Origin of the sequence: Thalassobaculum fulvum (assembly GCF_014652915.1) — a bacterium.
Lineage (GTDB): Bacteria > Pseudomonadota > Alphaproteobacteria > Thalassobaculales > Thalassobaculaceae > Thalassobaculum_A > Thalassobaculum_A fulvum.
Map to the genome: position 1 here is coordinate 106,031 of NZ_BMZS01000013.1, position 17,553 is coordinate 123,583.

Genomic DNA, 17,553 nt, shown 5'->3' on the forward strand with positions numbered 1-17,553 from the left:
GATCTTAGGCTGCGGTCGAGGCTGGCCGGCCATGTCCCATTGGGAACGGAAGGTGTCTCGTGGCCCACTTCTGTTGACATCCAGGCAATGAAAGGGCCGCGATAGGGTGGTTGTTTCCAATTTTGAACGGATGCTAGCATCCCGACATCGCGATTGCTCCATGGGGGATGGGGGTCGGCATGCCTGACGAAAATCTCTGTTTCACACCGGCGACGACCCTGCGCGAGCTCCTTCGGTCGAAGGCGCTTTCGCCGACCGAACTCGTGGACGCGGTGATCGACCGCGCCGAGGCCCTCAATCCGCGATTGAACGCGATCTGCACCCCGACGTTCGATGCCGCGCGCGAGGCCGCGAAGCGCGCGGAAACCCGGATCGCCGCCGGCGAGCACCTTCGGCCGCTCGAGGGGATCCCGGTCACCATCAAGGACCTGGTGATGACCAAGGGCATCCGGTCGATGGCCGGCTCGTTCATCCACGAGCACCGGGTGCCCGAGGCCGACGCCCCGATCGTCGAGCGGCTGCGGGACGCCGGCGCCATCACGATCGGCAAGACCACGACCCCGGAGCTCGGCTGGAAGGGCTGCGGCGACAGTCCGCTGACCGGCATCTCGCACAACCCGTGGAAGCACGGCTACAACGCCGGCGGATCCAGCACCGGGGCCGGCATCTGCGCCGCCGCCGGCATCGGCCCGCTGCACCAGGGTTCCGACGGCGCCGGCTCGATCCGGATGCCGGCGTCGTTCTGCGGGGTCTACGGCATCAAGCCGACTTTCGGCCGGATCCCGTACGCGCCGGCGCCGAACAACGACATGGTCTCCCACATCGGCCCGATGACCCGCACCGTCGGCGACGCCGCCATGATGCTGGACGTGCTGGCCGGACCGGACGACCGCGACATGGCCAGCCTGACCGACCGGCCGCCGGGATTCCTGGACAACCTGGAGGCCGATCTCAGCGGCCTGCGGGTCGCCTGGAGCCCGGACCTCGGTTACCTGAAGGTCGACCCCGAGGTCGCCGAACCGGTGCGCAAGGCGGTCGACGCGTTCGCCGAGCTCGGCTGCCATGTCGAGGAGGTCGGCCAGCTGTGGGACGACCCGAGCGAGATGCACCGCTGCTTCTGGGTGTCCAACTTCGCCGGCAATCTCGGCCTGCTGCTCGATGAGTGGCAGGACCGCATGGACCCGGGCCTGGTTGCGTGCGTGCGCGACGGCCTGTCGGTCACCGCGGCCGAATACGTCCGGGCCAAGCAGGAGCGCCTGAACTTCTACGCCAAGGTCCAGGACCTCTTCACCCGCTACGACCTGCTGGTGACGCCGACCATGTCGGTCGCGGCGTTCCCGGCCGGGCGCATCATCCCCGAGCACTGGGAACAGCATTCATGGGACTGGATTCGTTGGGCCGGGTTCTCCTACCCGTTCAACCTGACCTGGGTCCCGGCCGCGACCTGTCCGTGCGGCTTTACGCCGGACGGCCGGCCGGTCGGCATCCAGATCGTCGCGGGCCGGGGGCAGGACCTCCGCGTGCTGCAGGCCAGCCGGGCCTTCGAGCGGGCGCGCCCCTGGGCCGACCGGCGGCCGGCGCTGTGAGGCCCGGCCGGTGATCGCCCTCATCCTCAAGCGCCTGGTCGCGACCGCCTTCGTGATGGCGTTCGTCGCGTTCTTCGTGTTCGGGCTGCTGCACCTGGCGCCGGGCGACCCGGCCGCGGTGATCGCCGGCGACATCGCGACCAAGGAGGACATCGAGCGGATCCGCGCGACCCTCGGCCTCGACCTGCCGTTCCACACCCAGTTCCTGAACTGGCTGGGCGCGATCATGCAGGGCGACCTCGGCACGTCGATCTTCTCCGGCCGGCCGGTCTCCGAGCTGATCCTGCAGCGGGTCGAGCCGACCCTGGCGCTCACCACCACCACCATCCTGCTGAGCGTCGTCGTCGCGATCCCGCTGGGCATCGCCGCCGCCTGGCGCGCCGGCTCCTGGATCGACCGCACGATGATGGGCTTCGCCGTGCTCGGGTTCTCGGTGCCGGTTTTCGTCTTCGCCTACCTGCTGATCATGGTGTTCGCGGCGCAGCTCAAGCTGGTCCCGGTGATGGGCTACGTGTCGCCGTTCAAGGACCTGGGCGGTTTCCTGCGGGCGATCGCCCTGCCGACGGTGGCGCTCGGGGTCACCTACGTGGCGCTGATCGCGCGGATCACCCGGGCGTCGATGCTGGAGGCGATCAACCAGGACTACATCCGGACCGCCCACGCCAAGGGGCTCGGCATCGTGCCGATCCTGTTCCGCCATGCGCTCCGCAACGCCTCGGTGCCGATCGTCACCACCGTCGGCATCGGCATCGCGCTGCTGATCGGCGGCGTGGTGGTGACCGAGAGCGTGTTCGCGATTCCCGGGCTCGGGCGGCTGACGGCCGATTCGATCCTTAGACGCGACTATCCGATAGTGCAGGGGGTTATCCTGATTTTCTCGGGGATCTACGTGCTCATCAACCTGACGATCGACATCATCTATATCCTCGTCGATCCACGGATTCGCTACTGATGGCGATCGACACCTCCGCGCCGTCGGCCGGCGCGATGGCCAGGGTCGGGCAGGCCATGCGTTGGCTCCGCCGGCACCCGACGGTCCTGGCCGGGCTCGTCATCCTGCTGACGGTTACGCTGATGGCGGTGTTCGCGCCGCTGTTCACCATCTACGACCCGCAGCGCCTGGACCCGCTGCAGCGCCTCAAGCCGCCGTCGGCCGAGCACTGGTTCGGCACCGACCAGCTCGGACGGGACGTCTTCGCCCGGACCGTCTATGGTTCCCGGGTCTCGCTGATCGTCGGCTTCACCGTCGCCGCCTTCGCCTGCATCGTCGGGCTGGTGATCGGCCTGGTGTCAGGCTTCATCCGGGTCCTCGACCCGGTGGTCATGCGGATCATGGACGGGCTGATGGCGATCCCCGCCATCCTGCTGGCGATCGCCATCGTCGGCATCACCCGGTCGAGCATCTGGGCCGTGGTGATCGCGGTCACCATCCCCGAGGTGCCGCGCGTGGTGCGGCTGGTGCGCGCCATCGTCCTGACCCTGCGCGAGCAGCTGTTCGTCGACGCCGCGGTCTCGCTCGGCGCCAAGCTGCCGCGGATCCTGTTCGTGCACGTCATGCCGAACACCATGGCACCGCTGATCGTGCAGGCGACCTATGTCTGCGCCTCGGCGATCATCATCGAGGCGATCCTGTCGTTCCTCGGGGCCGGTACGCCGCCGGCGATCCCGAGCTGGGGCAACATGATGGCCGAGGGGCGCACCTACGTGCTGGTCGGCTGGTGGCTGCTGCTGTTCCCGGGGCTGCTCCTCAGCCTCGTGGTGCTGGCGGTGAACCTGCTCGGCGACGGCCTGCGCGAGACCCTGGACCCGCGGCTCCGCCGCTCGACCAACAACGAATGAGCGGCGCGGCCATGGACCAGCAGCGACTGATCGACGTCCGCGACCTGAGGGTGCAGTTCCCGGTCGAGGGCGGCGTGGTGAAGGCGGTCGACGGTGTCTCCTGGCACATCGACCGCGGCGAGACCCTGGCGATCGTCGGCGAATCCGGCTCCGGCAAATCGGTGTCGGCGCTGTCGCTGCTGCGGCTGACCGAGCTCGGTGGCGGCCGGATCGTCTCGGGCGAGATCGAGTTCCGCCGCAAGTCCGGCGCGGTGGTCGACATGGTGCAGCAGCCGCTGCCGGTGCTTCGGGACATCCGGGGCAACGAGATCTCGATGATCTTCCAGGAGCCGATGACCTCGCTGAACCCGGTGTTCACCATCGGTTTCCAGATCGTAGAGGCGATCCGCCTGCACCAGGGCAAGTCCAGGCGGGAGGCCGACGAGCTGGCCCTGGAGATGCTGAATCTGGTGCGCATGCCGGAGGCCGAGAAGCGGCTCGACGAGTACCCGCATCAGCTGTCCGGCGGCATGCGGCAGCGGGCGATGATCGCGATGTCCCTGGCCTGCCGGCCGGCGCTGCTGATCGCCGACGAGCCGACCACCGCGCTCGACGTCACGATCCAGGCGCAGATCCTGGACCTGATCAAGACGCTGCAGCGCGAGATCGGCATGGCCGTGCTGTTCATCACGCACGACATGGGCGTGGTGGCCGAGATGGCCGACCGGGTCGTCGTCATGTACCGCGGCGAGAAGGTCGAGGAGGGCCCGGTCGAGGAGATCTTCCACGCGCCGCAGCATCCCTACACCAAGGCATTGCTGGACGCGGTGCCCCGGCTGGGGGCGATGCGCGGCCAGCCGCTGCCGATGAAGTTCCCGAACCTCGAATATGGCCGGGATGCGAGCGAGCCGGCGACCGCGGCGAAGCCGGCGGCCGACGCCGCGCCGCGGCCGGCGGATGCCGGGCCGCTGCTGGAGGTCGACGGGCTCGTGACCCGGTTCCCGGTCGGCGGCGGATTGCTGGGCAAGCCGAAAGCGGCGATCCACGCGGTCGAGAACATCTCGTTCAGCCTCGGCGTCGGCGAGACCCTGGCGCTGGTCGGCGAGTCCGGCTGCGGCAAGTCGACGACGGCCCGCACCATCCTGCGCCTGCAGGAGCCGACCCGCGGCCGGGTGGTGTTCGGCGGCCGCGACATCACCAAGCTCGGCCGCGGCGCCATGGAGAGTGTGCGCCGTCAGATGCAAATGATCTTCCAGGACCCGTTCGCCTCGCTGAACCCGCGGCTGTCGGTCGCGGACCTGATCGGCGAGCCGCTGCGCATCCACAACCTGGCCTCGGGCAAGGCGCTCCAGGACCGGGTGGCGGACCTGCTGCGGCGGGTCGGGCTCGGGCCCGAGCACGCCCGGCGTTACCCGCACGAGTTCTCGGGCGGCCAGCGCCAGCGGATCTGCATCGCCCGGGCGCTGGCCCTCAACCCCAACCTGATCGTCGCCGACGAGGCGGTGTCGGCGCTCGACGTGTCGATCCAGGCGCAGATCGTCAACCTGATGCTGGACCTGCAGGCCGAGTTCGGGATCTCGTACCTGTTCGTGTCCCACGACCTGGCGGTGGTCGAGCGGATCAGCCACCGGGTCGCCGTGATGTATCTCGGCCAGATCGTCGAGCTCGGCCCGCGCGCGGCGGTGTTCGAGGATCCGCGACATCCCTACACCAGGAAGCTCATGTCGGCGGTGCCGGTCGCCGATCCGCGCCAGCGGCGGACCGACCTGCGCCTGATGACCGACGAGATTCCTTCCCCGCTCAAGCCGTGGGGTTTCGAGCCCGAGACCCTGCCGCTCGAGGAAGTGTCCCCCGGGCACTTCGTCATGCCGCACTGATCAAGCCGGCCGGCCGCAGGCGGCGGCCGGCGTTCGGTGCGGTTCCCGCCGTGAGTATCTGAGTGAAAAGCCTGCTCGGAGGATTTCAACAGAAGGAGACCGCTATGAGGCGCGCGAGGATGGGAGTTACGGCTCTCTTGGGGGCCGCAGCAGTATTTGCGAGTATGTCGTTGGCCATGGCCGAGACCACGCTGAAGGTGGTGCCGCAGGCCGACCTGAAGAACGTCGACCCGGTCTGGACGACGGCGGCGATCACCCAGAACCATGGCTACATGGTCTACGACATGCTGTTCTCGATGGACAGCAAGCTGCAGCCGCAGCCGCAGATGGTGGACAGCTGGAAGACCAGCGACGACGGCCTGACCTGGAGCTTCACGCTGCGGGACGGGTTGCTGTTCCACGACGGCTCGCCGGTCGAGTCGAAGGATGCCATCGCGTCGATCAAGCGCTGGTCGGTCAAGCGGGCCGACGGGCAGGCGCTCATGACGCGCGTCAAGGAGATCGTCGCGGTCGACGCGAAGACCTTCGAGATCCGTCTCGAGAAGCCGTTCGGCCCGATGCTGAGCGTGCTGGCCAACCCGACGCTGCCGCTGCCGGTCATGCGCGAGGAGGAGGCCCAGACCGACCCGAACACGCAGGTCACCACGATCATCGGTTCCGGCCCGTTCGTGTTCGACGACAAGGCCTGGGTCCCGGGCGACCGCGTAGTCTACCGCAAGTTCAAGGACTACAAGCCGCGCTCGGAGCCGGTCGACGGCTTCTCCGGCGGCAAGGTCGCCAAGGTGGACACCGTCGAGTGGATCTACATCCCCGACACCAACACCGCGACCCAGGCGCTGATGTCCGGCGAGGTCGACGCCTACGAGATCCCGCCGCTGGACCTGATGCCGATGCTGAAGGCCGACCCGAACATCACGGTCAAGGTTCTCGACACCCTCGGCAAAATGGGCCACATCCGGCCGAACCACCTGTACCCGCCGTTCAACGACGTGCGGGCCCGCCAGGCCCTGCAGCTGCTGGTCGACCAGCGCGAGTTCCTGGCCGCCCAGGTCGGCAACCCGGAGTTCGAGACGGTCTGCTACGCGGTCTTCATGTGCAACTCGGCGCTCGAGAGCGAGGCCCATGCCGAGCCGTGGATGAAGCCGAACCCGGAGAAGGCCAAGGAGCTGCTGGCGGCGGCCGGTTACAACTTCAAGGACCCGATCGTGGTCATGCTGCCGACCGACCAGCAGATCATCTACAACAACATCCTGGTGATGGTCGGCAAGCTGAAGGAGATCGGCGTCAACGTCGATGCCCAGGCGATGGACTGGTCGAGCCTGACCTCGCGGCGGGCCAAGACCGACGATCCGAACACCGATCCGAAGGTCGGCTGGCACATCTTCCCGACCTGGTGGACCGGCGTGCCGATGTCGAGCCCGCTGACCAACGCGCCGCTGGTCTCGACCGGCGACCCGAAGACCGCCTGGTTCGGCTGGCCGAAGGACGACGAGATCGAGCGCCTGCGGGCCGCGTTCATGGACGCCGGCACGAAGGAGGAGCAGATGAAGATCGTCGATGCGCTGCAGAAGCGCTTCTACGAGTTCATCCCGTACCTCAACACCGGCCAGTTCGTGACCCCGGTGGCGTGGCGGAACACCCTGAAGGGCGTCCCGAACGCGCTGCTGTTCGTGGCCTGGAACATCGAGAAGACGGAGTAGTCGCTCCGTCGGTCGAGTCGCCCGGGGCCATGCTCCGGGTCTGAAGCATGGCGGCGGCGGTCCTCGGGCCGCCGCCGTTCGCGTTGTCCGAATGGGGCCGTCGATCGCGGGTGAAGCGAAGCGTGCCCTGTCGCTGCGGCAGGGTGGCGGCTCGGAAGCACTGGCGTTCGACGCCGCGTCGGACTGGGAGGTGGCTATGGATGCCGGGACGACGGGGGAGCGTGGGACCGATGGTTCGGCGACGGGCCGGGGGCGGCGCCGGTGGTTGTCGTCGGTCGCGCCGGGCTGGTGGCTGGTCGGCGGGGCCCTCGCGGTCACGACGGTGCTGTGGGGCGCCGGCCGGGCGGCCATGCCGAACGGCGAGCCGTTCCTGTCCTGGCTCGGGCCGAGCCTGCTGATCTCGGCGTGGTCGATCACCCTGATGGCGGTGCTGCTGCTCGCCACCACGCGCAGCCGCTCGATCGAACCGCTGTTCGGCGGGCTCGACCGGGCGGTCCGCCTGCACCGCCGGCTCGGTCCGCTCGCCATTGGCCTGATGCTGGTGCACGTCGCGCTGTACGTCCCGCCGGCAGTCGAGGCCGGTGGCTCGGTCGCCGGCCTGCTGGTGCCGTTCTGGTCGTCGCACATGGTCGAGGGCTTCAACGCCCTGATCCTGTGGGTGGTGATCGCCTGGACCGCGCTCGCCTACAGCCGGCGGCTGCGCTACGAGGCCTGGCTGTCCCTGCATGGCCTGCTGGGACCGATCTTCCTGCTGACCTCGGCCCATGCGCTGTCGGCCGGGCCGACGATCACCGCCTACGAGCCGCTGCGCTTCTGGATGTGGATACTGGTGCTGGTCGGGGCCGCGAGCTGGCTGTACCGGGTGGTGCTGTACCGCTGGATCGCGCCGCGCTTCCGCTATGCGGTGCGGGCGGTGGACCGGCGTTCCGACGACGCCGTCGACCTGGTGCTGCGGCCGCAGTCCCGGCGCATGATCTACGAGCCCGGCACCTTCGTGTTCGTCAACCGGCCGCGGCGCAGCCGGCGCGAACTGCACCCGTTCTCGATCTCGTCCTCGCCGGCCGAGCGCGACCTGCGGGTGTCGGTGCGGATGGTCGGCGACTTCACGCGCGACCTGCCGAGCCTGGCGCCGGGCGACCCGGTCGAGGTGTTCGGACCGTTCGGCGGCTTCACGCCGCACCGCTATGCCCATCATCGCCGGCTGGTGTGGATCGGCGCCGGCATCGGCATCACGCCGTTCCTCGGCATGCTGCGGTTCGAGACGACGAACGACGACTTCCGGCGGATCTGGCTGTGGTACGTCGCCCGCGACGCCAGCCACGCGCCCTATGACGGCGAGATCCGCGAGATCGTCCCGAAGGCCGATTCCTACGTCGACTACGAGCTGTGGCTGAGCGGCGAGCGCGGCCGGCTGACCGCGAGCCGGGTGATGGAGACGGTGCAGCCGCTCGACGACGTGGCTGTCATGCTGTGCGGCAGCCCCGGCTTCGTGCGCGACATGGCCCGCCAGTTCGCCGCCCTCGGCCTGCCGCCCGAGCGCATCATCGCCGAGGACTTCCACTTCCACTGAGGGGGCGGGACGGGGGTAGCCCGCCGGTTGCTCAGGCTTACGCCCGCCGGCGCGGCCGGATCGCCCAGAGTTTCAGGTCGACCGCCACCTTCACGGCGGCGCCGACGACCAGTGCGCACAGCACGGCCTTCGAGACCGTCTCCATGGTGCCCTCGATGAGCAGCGCGTGAACCACGCTGCACAGCACGGTCACCGCCGCCAGCGCGGTGTGGCCGAGGCGCCAGGCCTGCGGCCGGATCCGCAGCTTCCGGCGGAGCGCGGCCAGCAGCGCGGCGCCGAACACCGCCCACATGGCGATCGCGCCCCAGGCCGAGAACGGCGTCGGCGACCGGAACAGCAGGACGTCGACCACGTCGGGCGGGCTGGTGACCCAGAGCCCGGCGACGTGCAGCACGACGGCCGCGACCAGGACGCCGCCGATCGCGCGATGGACACGCCGCCCGCGCGCGGCCGGCAGGCCCGGCAGATAGCCGCCGACCAGTAGGGGCTGCAGCAGCAGCGAAGCCATCGCGACGATCCCCGCGAACCCGGCGGCGATGTAGACCGGGTCGCGCCAGGCGAGCAGCGGGCTCGCCGCCGCCGCGGCGATCGGCACCGCGATGGCGGCCCCGAGGGCGGCCCAGATCAGGATCTGGCGGGCCAGCCTCATGCTTCCCGGATCGGCCTGCGTCAAACCGGCTTGAGGACGAAATGCGCTTCCAGGCTGGTGTCGCTCGAACTCGCCATGACGGGGCGCAGGAACACGGTCTCGAACTCGCCGCTGTCATAGGCGAGGTGCCCGTGCGGCTGGCCGAAGGCCGGGACGATCTGCGGCATCTCCAGCCGGAACACCCCGTTCGCGTCGGTGAGGGTGGCGCCGTGGCTGTGCGGGTCGCGCTCGTAGCCTTCGGTGGTGTGGGCCCAGATCTGGATGCGCTGGCCGGCCAGCGGCGCGCCGTCGCCGGCCCGGCGCACGGTGCCCGACATCCAGAACCCGCCGCCGCCGATCCGCTCCACGATCGGCGCGCCCGGCAGGTAGTTGTTCGCACCGCCCCGCATCGACGGCGTCGGCGCCAGGCCCTTCGCCTGAGCGGGGACGAGCAGGCCGGAAGCCCCGGTCGCCGCCAGGGCGCCACCGGCGGCGAGCAGGTAACGGCGGGTGAGGAGGGAGCGGGTCATATCGATCCTCCGCGGGTGAGAGACTTTCGCTAGCCTAGCCGGTGCCGGCAGATGGCCTGCACTCCACGACAGATTAGGGGAGGCGGGGCGGCGGTTAAGGCGCACTCACGGGTTCGTGATTCGAAGCTCGCCTGCCGCGAATACCCATGGATCTCGACTTGCCCGAAGCGCCAGGACACAAGAGAACGAATTATCGTAGAGAGAAGTTTGGTAGCGGAGGAGGGACTTGAACCCCCGACACGCGGATTATGATTCCAATGACATGTCCAAATTTTCAAGGAGTTAAATGTAAGATGTCGTGATCTTAACATAATTGATTTCAATGACTTAGCAGACGACTGTAAAACTCAGCGACCAATGGAAGGTTGTCAAGCGCCCCTGCAGACGCGCTCGCAGCACGGTCCGTGATCACTCCGCCGGCGTTGTTGCCGAGAGTGAAGTCCGTGGCGAGAGCAGCCAGGGAGAGTGTGTTGTCGGGCTGCTCGAAGAAATTGATTCTGACCGCATGGGCAGGTCGTCAGCAGCGGTAGCAAAGTACTGTAGCGGGCGCGTCGATCGAATCAATCAGACCGGGCTGGGGCCGCAGTAGATCATGTAGCGAGACTGCTATTGAGATTAAATGGGTAGCAAGCAAAATTCACATTTTTGAGAACATAGCTTTTCGGCGCTCCCTTAACAAATACTTAATCTAATCTCGTTACGCCGCCACTCTATGACTTGTCTGCATTTCGAACAATAAGGCTAAATCCGGTCAATATTTCCGATTTTGTTGAATACGTAACTGTAATTTCACACGCTTCATCAAATACGATCTGATCCATAATAATTACTGCTTCGATAAGCATCTTCTCGACTTCCAGGTGCACTCTCTCTCCAGTGTCGACCTCAAATGGTCCAATTGAACGCTTCCCAATATGAACATTTATGTTCCCACCATCCAAATAATTCCTATCGTCAATACCTATGCGCACAACTATTGCGAGTCTTGGCAATGTGGCCGGAAAAGAATCAACTATCAACTCCTGTTTATATATTCCAACGAGAGTTGTTTTGTCGCCAATTTCTTGGCGCACATCGTCACAAAACAGAACATCCAAAAATATTCTTTGATGAGTTTTTTTTCTGGCTTTGCTCATCGCGCGGATATTATGCATTTTTGGAAGAGTTTACTTTGAGATTCTCAGCTGCTTTGTAGCCTCACGAAATGTATTCATATCAACCTTGATCTCATCGGCCCAATTGCAGGCGGCGTCATATGAGAAAGCTTCGCGGCCATTCTCTCGGCGTGACATACATGCTTGCGACGTGCCGAGCCGTTGGGCCAAGGCCATTTGGGACAGCCCAGCTCGAAGGCGAAGAGATTTAAGGGTGACACCTTCGTTCTTCTCGATCGCTTTAGAGAACTCCTGCCGCGCGTCGCGAAGAGCTTCGGCCATTTCGGGCTCTTTCGCGAATTCCGCTACCAAAGTGTCAATGTCCAACGCCCCGTCTATCGCAGGCGGAGCCGGTGGGGTAGGATAGTGAAAGATCTTCGCCTTCGGGCCTTTTGTGACCGAAGTTAATTTAGCCCCGAGGGATATTTGAGATACCGTGGCGCTCGTAGGCCGCTCTGATTCGCGCAGACTGGGGATCTGTTTCGCTCTTGTCATAGTTCCAATCCCTCGACACCACTGCTAGAATAATTATCGATTCACGCGCGTAGTCCACTCCGTAGACTACGCGATACGCACGCCAACCTTCCTCAAGGAATCCTTCCTTGAGGCGCCAAACATTCAGGCCTTCCTTTCCAAAAAAACGGACGTAGCTGACTTCATACCAATCGTTTTCGAACCCATCGATTGTCAGGCTCTCAAGGCCGTCTGGTCCACTCGAAGCTTCCTGCAACGCCGTTAAGATTGCAGCGGCCGCGCGCTGGTCCGACCGCCTGATCTCAATGAGATCAGCTTGCGCACCCTCGTCAACGACCAACTGCCGAACTGACATTATACCGAACGCAGCATATTTCAAGTGCCATGTTGATCCCCCTAATGCTAGTATTAGGCGTGTTGAGGAACCGACAACATATTGCCTGAAGGGCACGTTCTGGCAAGGGCATCCCAAGATAGTAGCGAGTTTCGGTTGTCTAGCTATCGGGAGCAGTCGTGTGCCGGATGAATTGTATCCGCGATACTTACAACTCCGTAGGCATCGACGGCCCGGTCCGAGGTGGAGCACAGATACTCGTTAAATGTCTGGCTGCGCTGGCCGGCCGTGGCGACGACCCTGTCCTTCATCACCGATGTCAGGTGCAGCTTGATCCTGACGTCGAACCGCTTAGCGAAGCTGCGCCTTGTCGCGGGATCGATTTGCGAGAGGCGAAGCCCTTACGCAGAAGTTTCGTTAATCCCATTTGCTCGAAAACCTTTGTGCAGTGGTTCGCACGGCATGAGCAAGTGGCAAGGAACTGTAAAAATCACGGAATCCAAACGTAAAATTGCCTTCACCGGTGAGGTGACAAGCAGGCCGTAAGTATCTGATTTGAAAGTGGTAGCGGAGGAGGGACTTGAACCCCCGACACGCGGATTATGATTCCGCTGCTCTAACCAGCTGAGCTACTCCGCCACCGGACCGGGCGCCCCGCTTGCGCAGGGCCGGCAGGCGGTCGATATACGCACGCCCCCGGCGCGTGTCAACGCTCGCCGACCATGCGGCTTGCCGGTCGGCTTCCGGCGTCCCTAAGATGCCGCCCCTCCTGCCGTCCCCTTCTGGTCCCGAGGCCCCGTGCCCGCCGAACTCCTGTCCGCCGACCTCCTGCCGCTGGCGTTCGCGCTGGTCGCGGCCGTGCTGTTCGCCGTCGGCGACCAGTTCCAGTACCTCGGCGTGCGCTCGCTCGACTCGCGCAGCGGCACGATGATCTCGATCGTGACCTCGACCCTGTGCTTCTGGCTGCTGGCGCCGGTCCTGCTCGACCCGGCCTTGCTGACCCAGGTCGGCATCCTGGTGTTCGCCGTGATCGGGGTGTTCCGGCCGGCGCTCAGCGCCAACCTGTCGGTCGCCGGGGTGCGCCATCTCGGCCCGACCCTGTCGAGCACCTTGGCCTCGACCTCGCCGCTGTTCGGCACCGCGCTCGGCATCCTGTGGCTGGGCGAGACTCTGAACTGGCAGACCGCGCTCGGCACCGCCGGCATCGTCGGCTCGATCGTGGTGCTGTCGCGCCGCCGCGGCGGGGTCGCCGCCGACTGGCCGGTGTGGGCGCTGGCCCTGCCGATCGGCGCCGCCGCCATCCGCTCGCTGGCGCACGTGCTCTCGAAGATCGGCATGGTCACCGTGCCGGATCCCTACATCGCCGGGCTGGTGTCGTTCACGGTGTCGGCGGCGGTGCTGCTGACCGGCCAGGCGATGCGGCGGCAGCGGCCGCGGGTGCTCGGCTCGCGATCCGCGGTGCTGTGCTTCGTCGGCAGCGGGGTGGCGATGGCGCTGGCGATCACCGCGCTCAACCAGGCCCTGCTGATCGGAGACATCGTGGTGGTGGTGCCGGTGGTGTCGGCCTCGCCGGTGTTCACCATGCTGCTCAGCATCGTGGTGTTCCGGCGCGAGCGGGTCAGCGGCCGGCTGGTCGCGGCGGTCTGCGTGGTGGTGCCGTCGGTGATCGTGATCGCGCTGGGGCGCTGACGCCCTACAGATTGCGGGCGTACAGCGCGAGCAGGCGCTGCCAGTGGGTCTCGGCGGCCGGCTTGTCGTAGCACCAGCGGCCGGGGAAGCCGAAGCCGTGGTGGACGTCCGGGTAGACCTCCAGCTCGCCGCGGGCGCCGGAGGCCTCGAACAGCCCGCGCAGCTCCTCGACCATCGGCAACGGCGCCAGGTCGTCGTGCTCGGCGCAGGCGATGTACAGCTCGCCCCTGGCCTTGCCGAGGGTCAGGTGCGGGCTCTCCTCGGCGTCGCTGACCAGCCAGGTGCCATAAAACGAGGCGGCGGCCGCGACCCGGGCCGGATAGCGGGCGGCCGCGGCCAGCGCGTAGGGCCCGCTCATGCAGTAGCCGTGCACGCCGACCCCGCCCGGCCGAACGTCGCGCCGGGCGTCGACGAAGTCGAGCATGGCGGCGACGTCGTCCATCACCGGCGGGATTGTCATCTTCGTGCGGATCGCCCGCATGCGGGTGTACTCGGGGCTGTCCTTGTCCAGGACGTCGGGGCCGAACGTCGAGTCGCGGCCGGCCCGGTAGTACAGGTTCGGCAGCACCACGAAGTACCCGACGGTCGCCAGCCGCCGCGCCATGTCGCGCAGCTCCTCGCGGATGCCGGGGGCGTCCATCAGGAACAGCACGGCCGGGAACGGGCCGCCGCGGTCCGGGCGGACCACGAAGCTCTCCATGGCGCCGTCCTCGGTCGGAATGTCCAGGGTGTCTTCCAGCATGGCGGGGTCCTCGGGTGGGAGAGCGTGGTGGGGCGGCGGGTCGGTGAAGACGGGGCGGCGGCGCACTTCTGCGCGTCGCCGATGCCGGCTATGGTGAAGGAAACCGGCGGCCGGACGCCAGCGTCTCGACCGCCCCCGGCCGGAAGGGGCCCCTGTGGCGCAGAGACCGACCCGCGGGCACGGACGGACGGCCCGCCGACCCAGGCTGATCGACCGGATCGTCGACTATCCCTATCGCCGCCTGTTCGGCGTCAAGGGATGCTCGGTGATCGCCCTGGTCGTGCTGGCCGCCGTCGCGATCCGCTACACCGTCGGGATCGGCACCGTCACGCTCGACCCGATGACCTGCCGGCTCGCCTGGACCGACGCGCCGTACAAGCCGTTCTTCAAGGAGCGGATCCTCCAGAACACGCGCCGCGAGCTCGGACGGCAGGTCGCCGAGAAGCAGAAGGCGCTGTGGGACATCCGGGCCGGGCGCGACCCGTTCCCGGCGAAGGCCTCGGGCAACGTCGCCGGGATCAGGCGGATCGACAACGACAAGTTCTTCTGGCGGGCCTACGCGCAGAACCTGGAGACCGAGATCGCGGCGATCAGCGACTGTCTGCGCCGGCTGCCCGGCTACCGGTTCGATTGAGAGCGCGGGACCGTCGATCCCGTTTGCACGGCGCTCGTGCGTCCCCCTAAGATGCCGCGATCCCACAACCACAAGCCTGCCGATCAACGGAGATACCCATGGCGCTCGCGGCGAACGATCAGACCAAGCCGAACGATCTCGACCCGTTCTGGATGCCGTTCACCGCGAACCGGCAGTTCAAGCAGCAGCCGCGGATGTTCGTCGAGGCCGAGGGCGTGCACTACACCACGGCCGACGGCCGCAAGGTGCTGGACGGAACCTCGGGCCTGTGGTGCTGCAACGCCGGCCACCGCCGCAAGCCGATCATCGAGGCGGTGCAGAAGCAGGTCGAGAAGCTGGACTTCGCGCCGACCTTCCAGATGGGGCACCCGCTGTCCTTCGAGTTCGCCTCGCGCCTGACCCAGATGGTCGAGGGCTTCAGCCAGGTGTTCTTCACCAACTCCGGGTCGGAGTCGGTCGACACCGCGCTGAAGATCGCGCTCGCCTACCAGCGCGCCATCGGCCAGGGCACCCGGACCCGGCTGATCGGGCGCGAGCGCGGCTATCACGGGGTCGGGTTCGGCGGCATCTCGGTCGGCGGCATCGTCGCCAACCGCAAGACCTTCGGCCCGATGCTGAACGGCGTCGACCACCTGCCGCACACCCACGACCTGGCGAAGAACGCCTACACCCGCGGCGAGCCGGAGCACGGACTCAACCTTGCCGACGAGCTGGAGCGCATCGTCGCCCTGCACGACGCCTCGACCATCGCCGCGGTGATCGTCGAACCGGTGGCCGGCTCGACCGGCGTGCTGATCCCGCCGAAGGGCTACCTCAAGCGGCTGCGCGAGATCTGCGACAAGCACGGCATCCTGCTGATCTTCGACGAGGTCATCACCGGCTTCGGGCGCCTGGGCGCGCCGTTCGCCACCGACTATTTCGGGGTCAAGCCGGACCTGTTCACGACCGCCAAGGGCATCACCAACGCGGTGGTCCCGATGGGCGCGGTGTTCTGCCGCGACGGCATCTACGACGCGTTCATGAACGCGCCGGACAACACCATCGAGCTGTTCCACGGCTACACCTATTCCGGCCACCCGTTGGCCTGCGCCGCCGGCCTCGCCACCATCGACCTGTACAAGGACGAGGGGCTGTTCGAGCGGGCCGCCGAGCTGGCGCCGTACTGGGAGGACGGGCTGCACTCGCTGAAGGGCGGCAACCACGTCATCGACATCCGCAACATCGGCATGGTCGGGGCGATCGAGCTCGCGGGCATCCCGGGCAAGCCGACGGCACGCGCCTTCGACGCGTTCCTGAAGGCCTACGACAAGGGGCTGCTGATCCGCACCACCGGCGACATCATCGCCCTGTCGCCGCCGCTGATCGTCGAGAAGAGCCATATCGACTTCATCGTCGACACCGTCGGCGACGTCCTGAAGACGGTGCACTGACGGACGGGCTTGCGGGTCGGGCTAGGGTGCCCGACCCGCGGTCGTCCATGTCACCAGGGTCGAGGCGTTCTTGGCTTTGTGGCTGAAGATGTCCGGGACGATCGAGTCGACCGTCAGCCTGCTGCGACTCTCGAGCTCGCTCAGGATCTGAAGCAGGTTCTCGTTGTAGCCTGCGGACTGCGCGTAGGCGCGGCTGCTGTAGCGGCCGCTCTCGCGCCCTTCGATCTGCCAGCCGACCGGCTCGAAGTGGATTCCGCTGACCCTATCGGCGCGGTCGATGATCTGCTCGAACAGTTCGCCGGAGATCTCGCGGATCTGTTCGATCGAATGGACGGTGAACACGACCAGGTGACCCCGGTGATCATCCAGAAGACGGAGGTCCGGGGCGTGGTAGTCGAAGAACCGGGCCTCGCAATCGAACCCGGCGTCGAGCGCGGCAAGCTTCGTCAGGCAGTCGCGGCCGCTGCGGGTGAGTTCGAGCCCGGCGTACGCGGCGCCGGGCGGGCCGCCGCCCAGGAACACGTCGCAGAGGTTGAGGCCGGGACCGCTGCCGAGCTCGACGATGAGCGATGTGTCGGGGCGACAGGCCGCGATCACGGTCTGGGCGATGAGGGCCCGTCTCGCGCCCGCGAGCGCACTGCGCGGCAACGCGACGACTTCCCCGAAGGCCACGCCGTTCGCGCGCGCCACGTCATGGCCTCGCCATTCGTGATAGACGCTCGACACGACCCTCGACAGGTTCCGCTCGCCGGCGGCGACCCGGGCGTCGACCGCCGCCGCCAGCTCTTGCCAGACCGGCTCGTACTCCTGTGCCCGTCGGGCTGACGGCGATATCGCGGAAGCGGTGTTCATGGCGTGGCGGCTGGCTCCTCGTCGCGGCTGCGTGCCGGGCCTCGGCGTTGCCGCCCGGTCGGACCTCGGGCACGGTATCAGATCCGGTGCCGGGGCGAGCGGTCTCGTGGCGCGGCCGGCCGGTTTCCCTGCGTCCACACGCCGTCTTGGGGTTTCCTGCGGGTTCGTCTAAGTTTATCAACAGTGTCGCCAATGGGCACGGATCGCGCGGGAATGACGGGGCATTGCAGTATGGCGGAGCGGACGGCGCTTCTTGCCCGGGTCGGCCGATCTGCGGGCGTTTCGGCACTTGCCGTCGCGATGCTCGCCGGCTGTGCCGAGGTGCAGAACGCGGTGAACGACGTGTCGAACGCGTTTCAGCCGAAGCAGGAAGAGCCGGCACTGCCGCCGCCGACCTCGTACTGCTATCGCACCCTGGGCAAGGTCAACTGCTACAGCCAGCCTCTGCCGGGCGACCAGTCGAACCGGTTGATCGGCTATCAGGGGCCGCCGCCGCGGTCCACCAGCGGCACCGGCCCGCTCAGCCCGTGACCGC

General features: G+C 66.9%; 16 protein-coding genes and 1 tRNA gene. 10 read left to right on the top strand and 7 right to left on the bottom strand.

Features of this window, described 5'->3' with window-relative positions:
• Positions 1 to 179 precede the first annotated feature (179 nt).
• From IE246_RS24670 to IE246_RS24695, 6 genes are all read left to right on the top strand, one after another.
• Entirely contained in the window at positions 180 to 1,586 is a 1,407-nt protein-coding gene (locus tag IE246_RS24670; RefSeq protein ID WP_189994747.1) for an amidase, read from the top strand.
• A gap of 10 nt (positions 1,587 to 1,596) precedes the next feature.
• Positions 1,597 to 2,538 (top strand): ABC transporter permease, encoded by a 942-nt coding sequence (locus IE246_RS24675; RefSeq protein WP_189994750.1) that lies wholly within the window; start codon positions 1,597 to 1,599, stop codon positions 2,536 to 2,538.
• Entirely contained in the window at positions 2,538 to 3,425 is an 888-nt protein-coding gene (locus tag IE246_RS24680; protein WP_189994752.1) for an ABC transporter permease, read from the top strand. Before IE246_RS24675 ends, IE246_RS24680 begins: the two co-directional genes overlap by 1 nt.
• 11 nt (positions 3,426 to 3,436) lie before the next feature.
• Positions 3,437 to 5,281 carry an ABC transporter ATP-binding protein gene (locus tag IE246_RS24685; protein ID WP_189994754.1) on the top strand — a complete coding sequence of 615 codons (1,845 nt, stop codon included), beginning with the start codon at positions 3,437 to 3,439 and terminating at the stop codon, positions 5,279 to 5,281.
• Positions 5,282 to 5,457: 176 nt separating this feature from the next.
• On the top strand, positions 5,458 to 6,981 hold the full coding sequence (locus tag IE246_RS24690; RefSeq protein WP_189994756.1) for an ABC transporter substrate-binding protein: 1,524 nt from the start codon (positions 5,458 to 5,460) through the stop codon (positions 6,979 to 6,981).
• 265 nt (positions 6,982 to 7,246) lie between these two features.
• Complete coding sequence (locus IE246_RS24695; RefSeq protein ID WP_189994758.1) at positions 7,247 to 8,551, top strand: ferredoxin reductase family protein; 1,305 nt, start codon at positions 7,247 to 7,249, stop codon at positions 8,549 to 8,551.
• 37 nt (positions 8,552 to 8,588) lie between these two features.
• On the opposite strand, the gene IE246_RS24700 is transcribed toward IE246_RS24695, so the two are convergent.
• The 5 genes from IE246_RS24700 to IE246_RS24720 form a co-directional block, all read right to left on the bottom strand.
• Entirely contained in the window at positions 8,589 to 9,200 is a 612-nt protein-coding gene (locus IE246_RS24700) for a ferric reductase-like transmembrane domain-containing protein (RefSeq protein WP_189994760.1), read from the bottom strand.
• A 20-nt stretch (positions 9,201 to 9,220) separates the two neighbouring features.
• Positions 9,221 to 9,709, bottom strand: coding sequence for a peptidase associated/transthyretin-like domain-containing protein (locus IE246_RS24705; RefSeq protein WP_189994762.1), 489 nt, complete (start codon positions 9,707 to 9,709; stop codon positions 9,221 to 9,223).
• Between the two features lie 710 nt (positions 9,710 to 10,419).
• Positions 10,420 to 10,845, bottom strand: coding sequence for a DUF6941 family protein (locus IE246_RS24710; RefSeq protein WP_189994763.1), 426 nt, complete (start codon positions 10,843 to 10,845; stop codon positions 10,420 to 10,422).
• Positions 10,846 to 10,875: 30 nt separating this feature from the next.
• The gene (locus IE246_RS28265; RefSeq protein WP_373297905.1) at positions 10,876 to 11,358 is read right to left on the bottom strand and encodes a helix-turn-helix domain-containing protein; all 483 of its coding nucleotides are present in this window, start codon (positions 11,356 to 11,358) and stop codon (positions 10,876 to 10,878) included.
• An 875-nt stretch (positions 11,359 to 12,233) separates the two neighbouring features.
• A tRNA-Met gene (locus IE246_RS24720) sits at positions 12,234 to 12,310 on the bottom strand.
• A 159-nt stretch (positions 12,311 to 12,469) separates the two neighbouring features.
• On the opposite strand from IE246_RS24720, the gene IE246_RS24725 reads away from it, so the two are divergent.
• Complete coding sequence (locus IE246_RS24725; RefSeq protein ID WP_189994765.1) at positions 12,470 to 13,360, top strand: EamA family transporter; 891 nt, start codon at positions 12,470 to 12,472, stop codon at positions 13,358 to 13,360.
• Between the two features lie 4 nt (positions 13,361 to 13,364).
• Here the strand turns inward: IE246_RS24725 and IE246_RS24730 are convergent, their stop codons facing one another.
• A complete protein-coding gene (locus IE246_RS24730) occupies positions 13,365 to 14,102 on the bottom strand; it encodes a dienelactone hydrolase family protein (RefSeq protein ID WP_189994766.1) in 738 nt (245 codons plus the stop codon).
• A gap of 154 nt (positions 14,103 to 14,256) precedes the next feature.
• Here IE246_RS24730 and IE246_RS24735 point away from each other — a divergent pair, with 154 nt between their 5' ends.
• Both IE246_RS24735 and aptA read left to right on the top strand, forming a co-directional pair.
• Positions 14,257 to 14,736: a hypothetical protein gene (locus tag IE246_RS24735; RefSeq protein ID WP_189994767.1), complete on the top strand. Its 480-nt coding sequence runs from the start codon at positions 14,257 to 14,259 to the stop codon at positions 14,734 to 14,736.
• A 98-nt stretch (positions 14,737 to 14,834) separates the two neighbouring features.
• Positions 14,835 to 16,166 carry an omega-aminotransferase AptA gene (aptA, locus tag IE246_RS24740; RefSeq protein WP_189994768.1) on the top strand — a complete coding sequence of 444 codons (1,332 nt, stop codon included), beginning with the start codon at positions 14,835 to 14,837 and terminating at the stop codon, positions 16,164 to 16,166.
• 21 nt (positions 16,167 to 16,187) lie between these two features.
• Here aptA and IE246_RS24745 read toward each other — a convergent pair whose 3' ends face one another.
• Positions 16,188 to 17,018, bottom strand: a complete 831-nt coding sequence (locus IE246_RS24745; RefSeq protein ID WP_189994769.1) for a hypothetical protein — start codon at positions 17,016 to 17,018, stop codon at positions 16,188 to 16,190.
• Positions 17,019 to 17,249: 231 nt separating this feature from the next.
• On the opposite strand from IE246_RS24745, the gene IE246_RS24750 reads away from it, so the two are divergent.
• On the top strand, positions 17,250 to 17,549 hold the full coding sequence (locus tag IE246_RS24750) for a hypothetical protein (protein WP_189994771.1): 300 nt from the start codon (positions 17,250 to 17,252) through the stop codon (positions 17,547 to 17,549).
• The last annotated feature ends 4 nt before the right edge of the window (positions 17,550 to 17,553 follow it).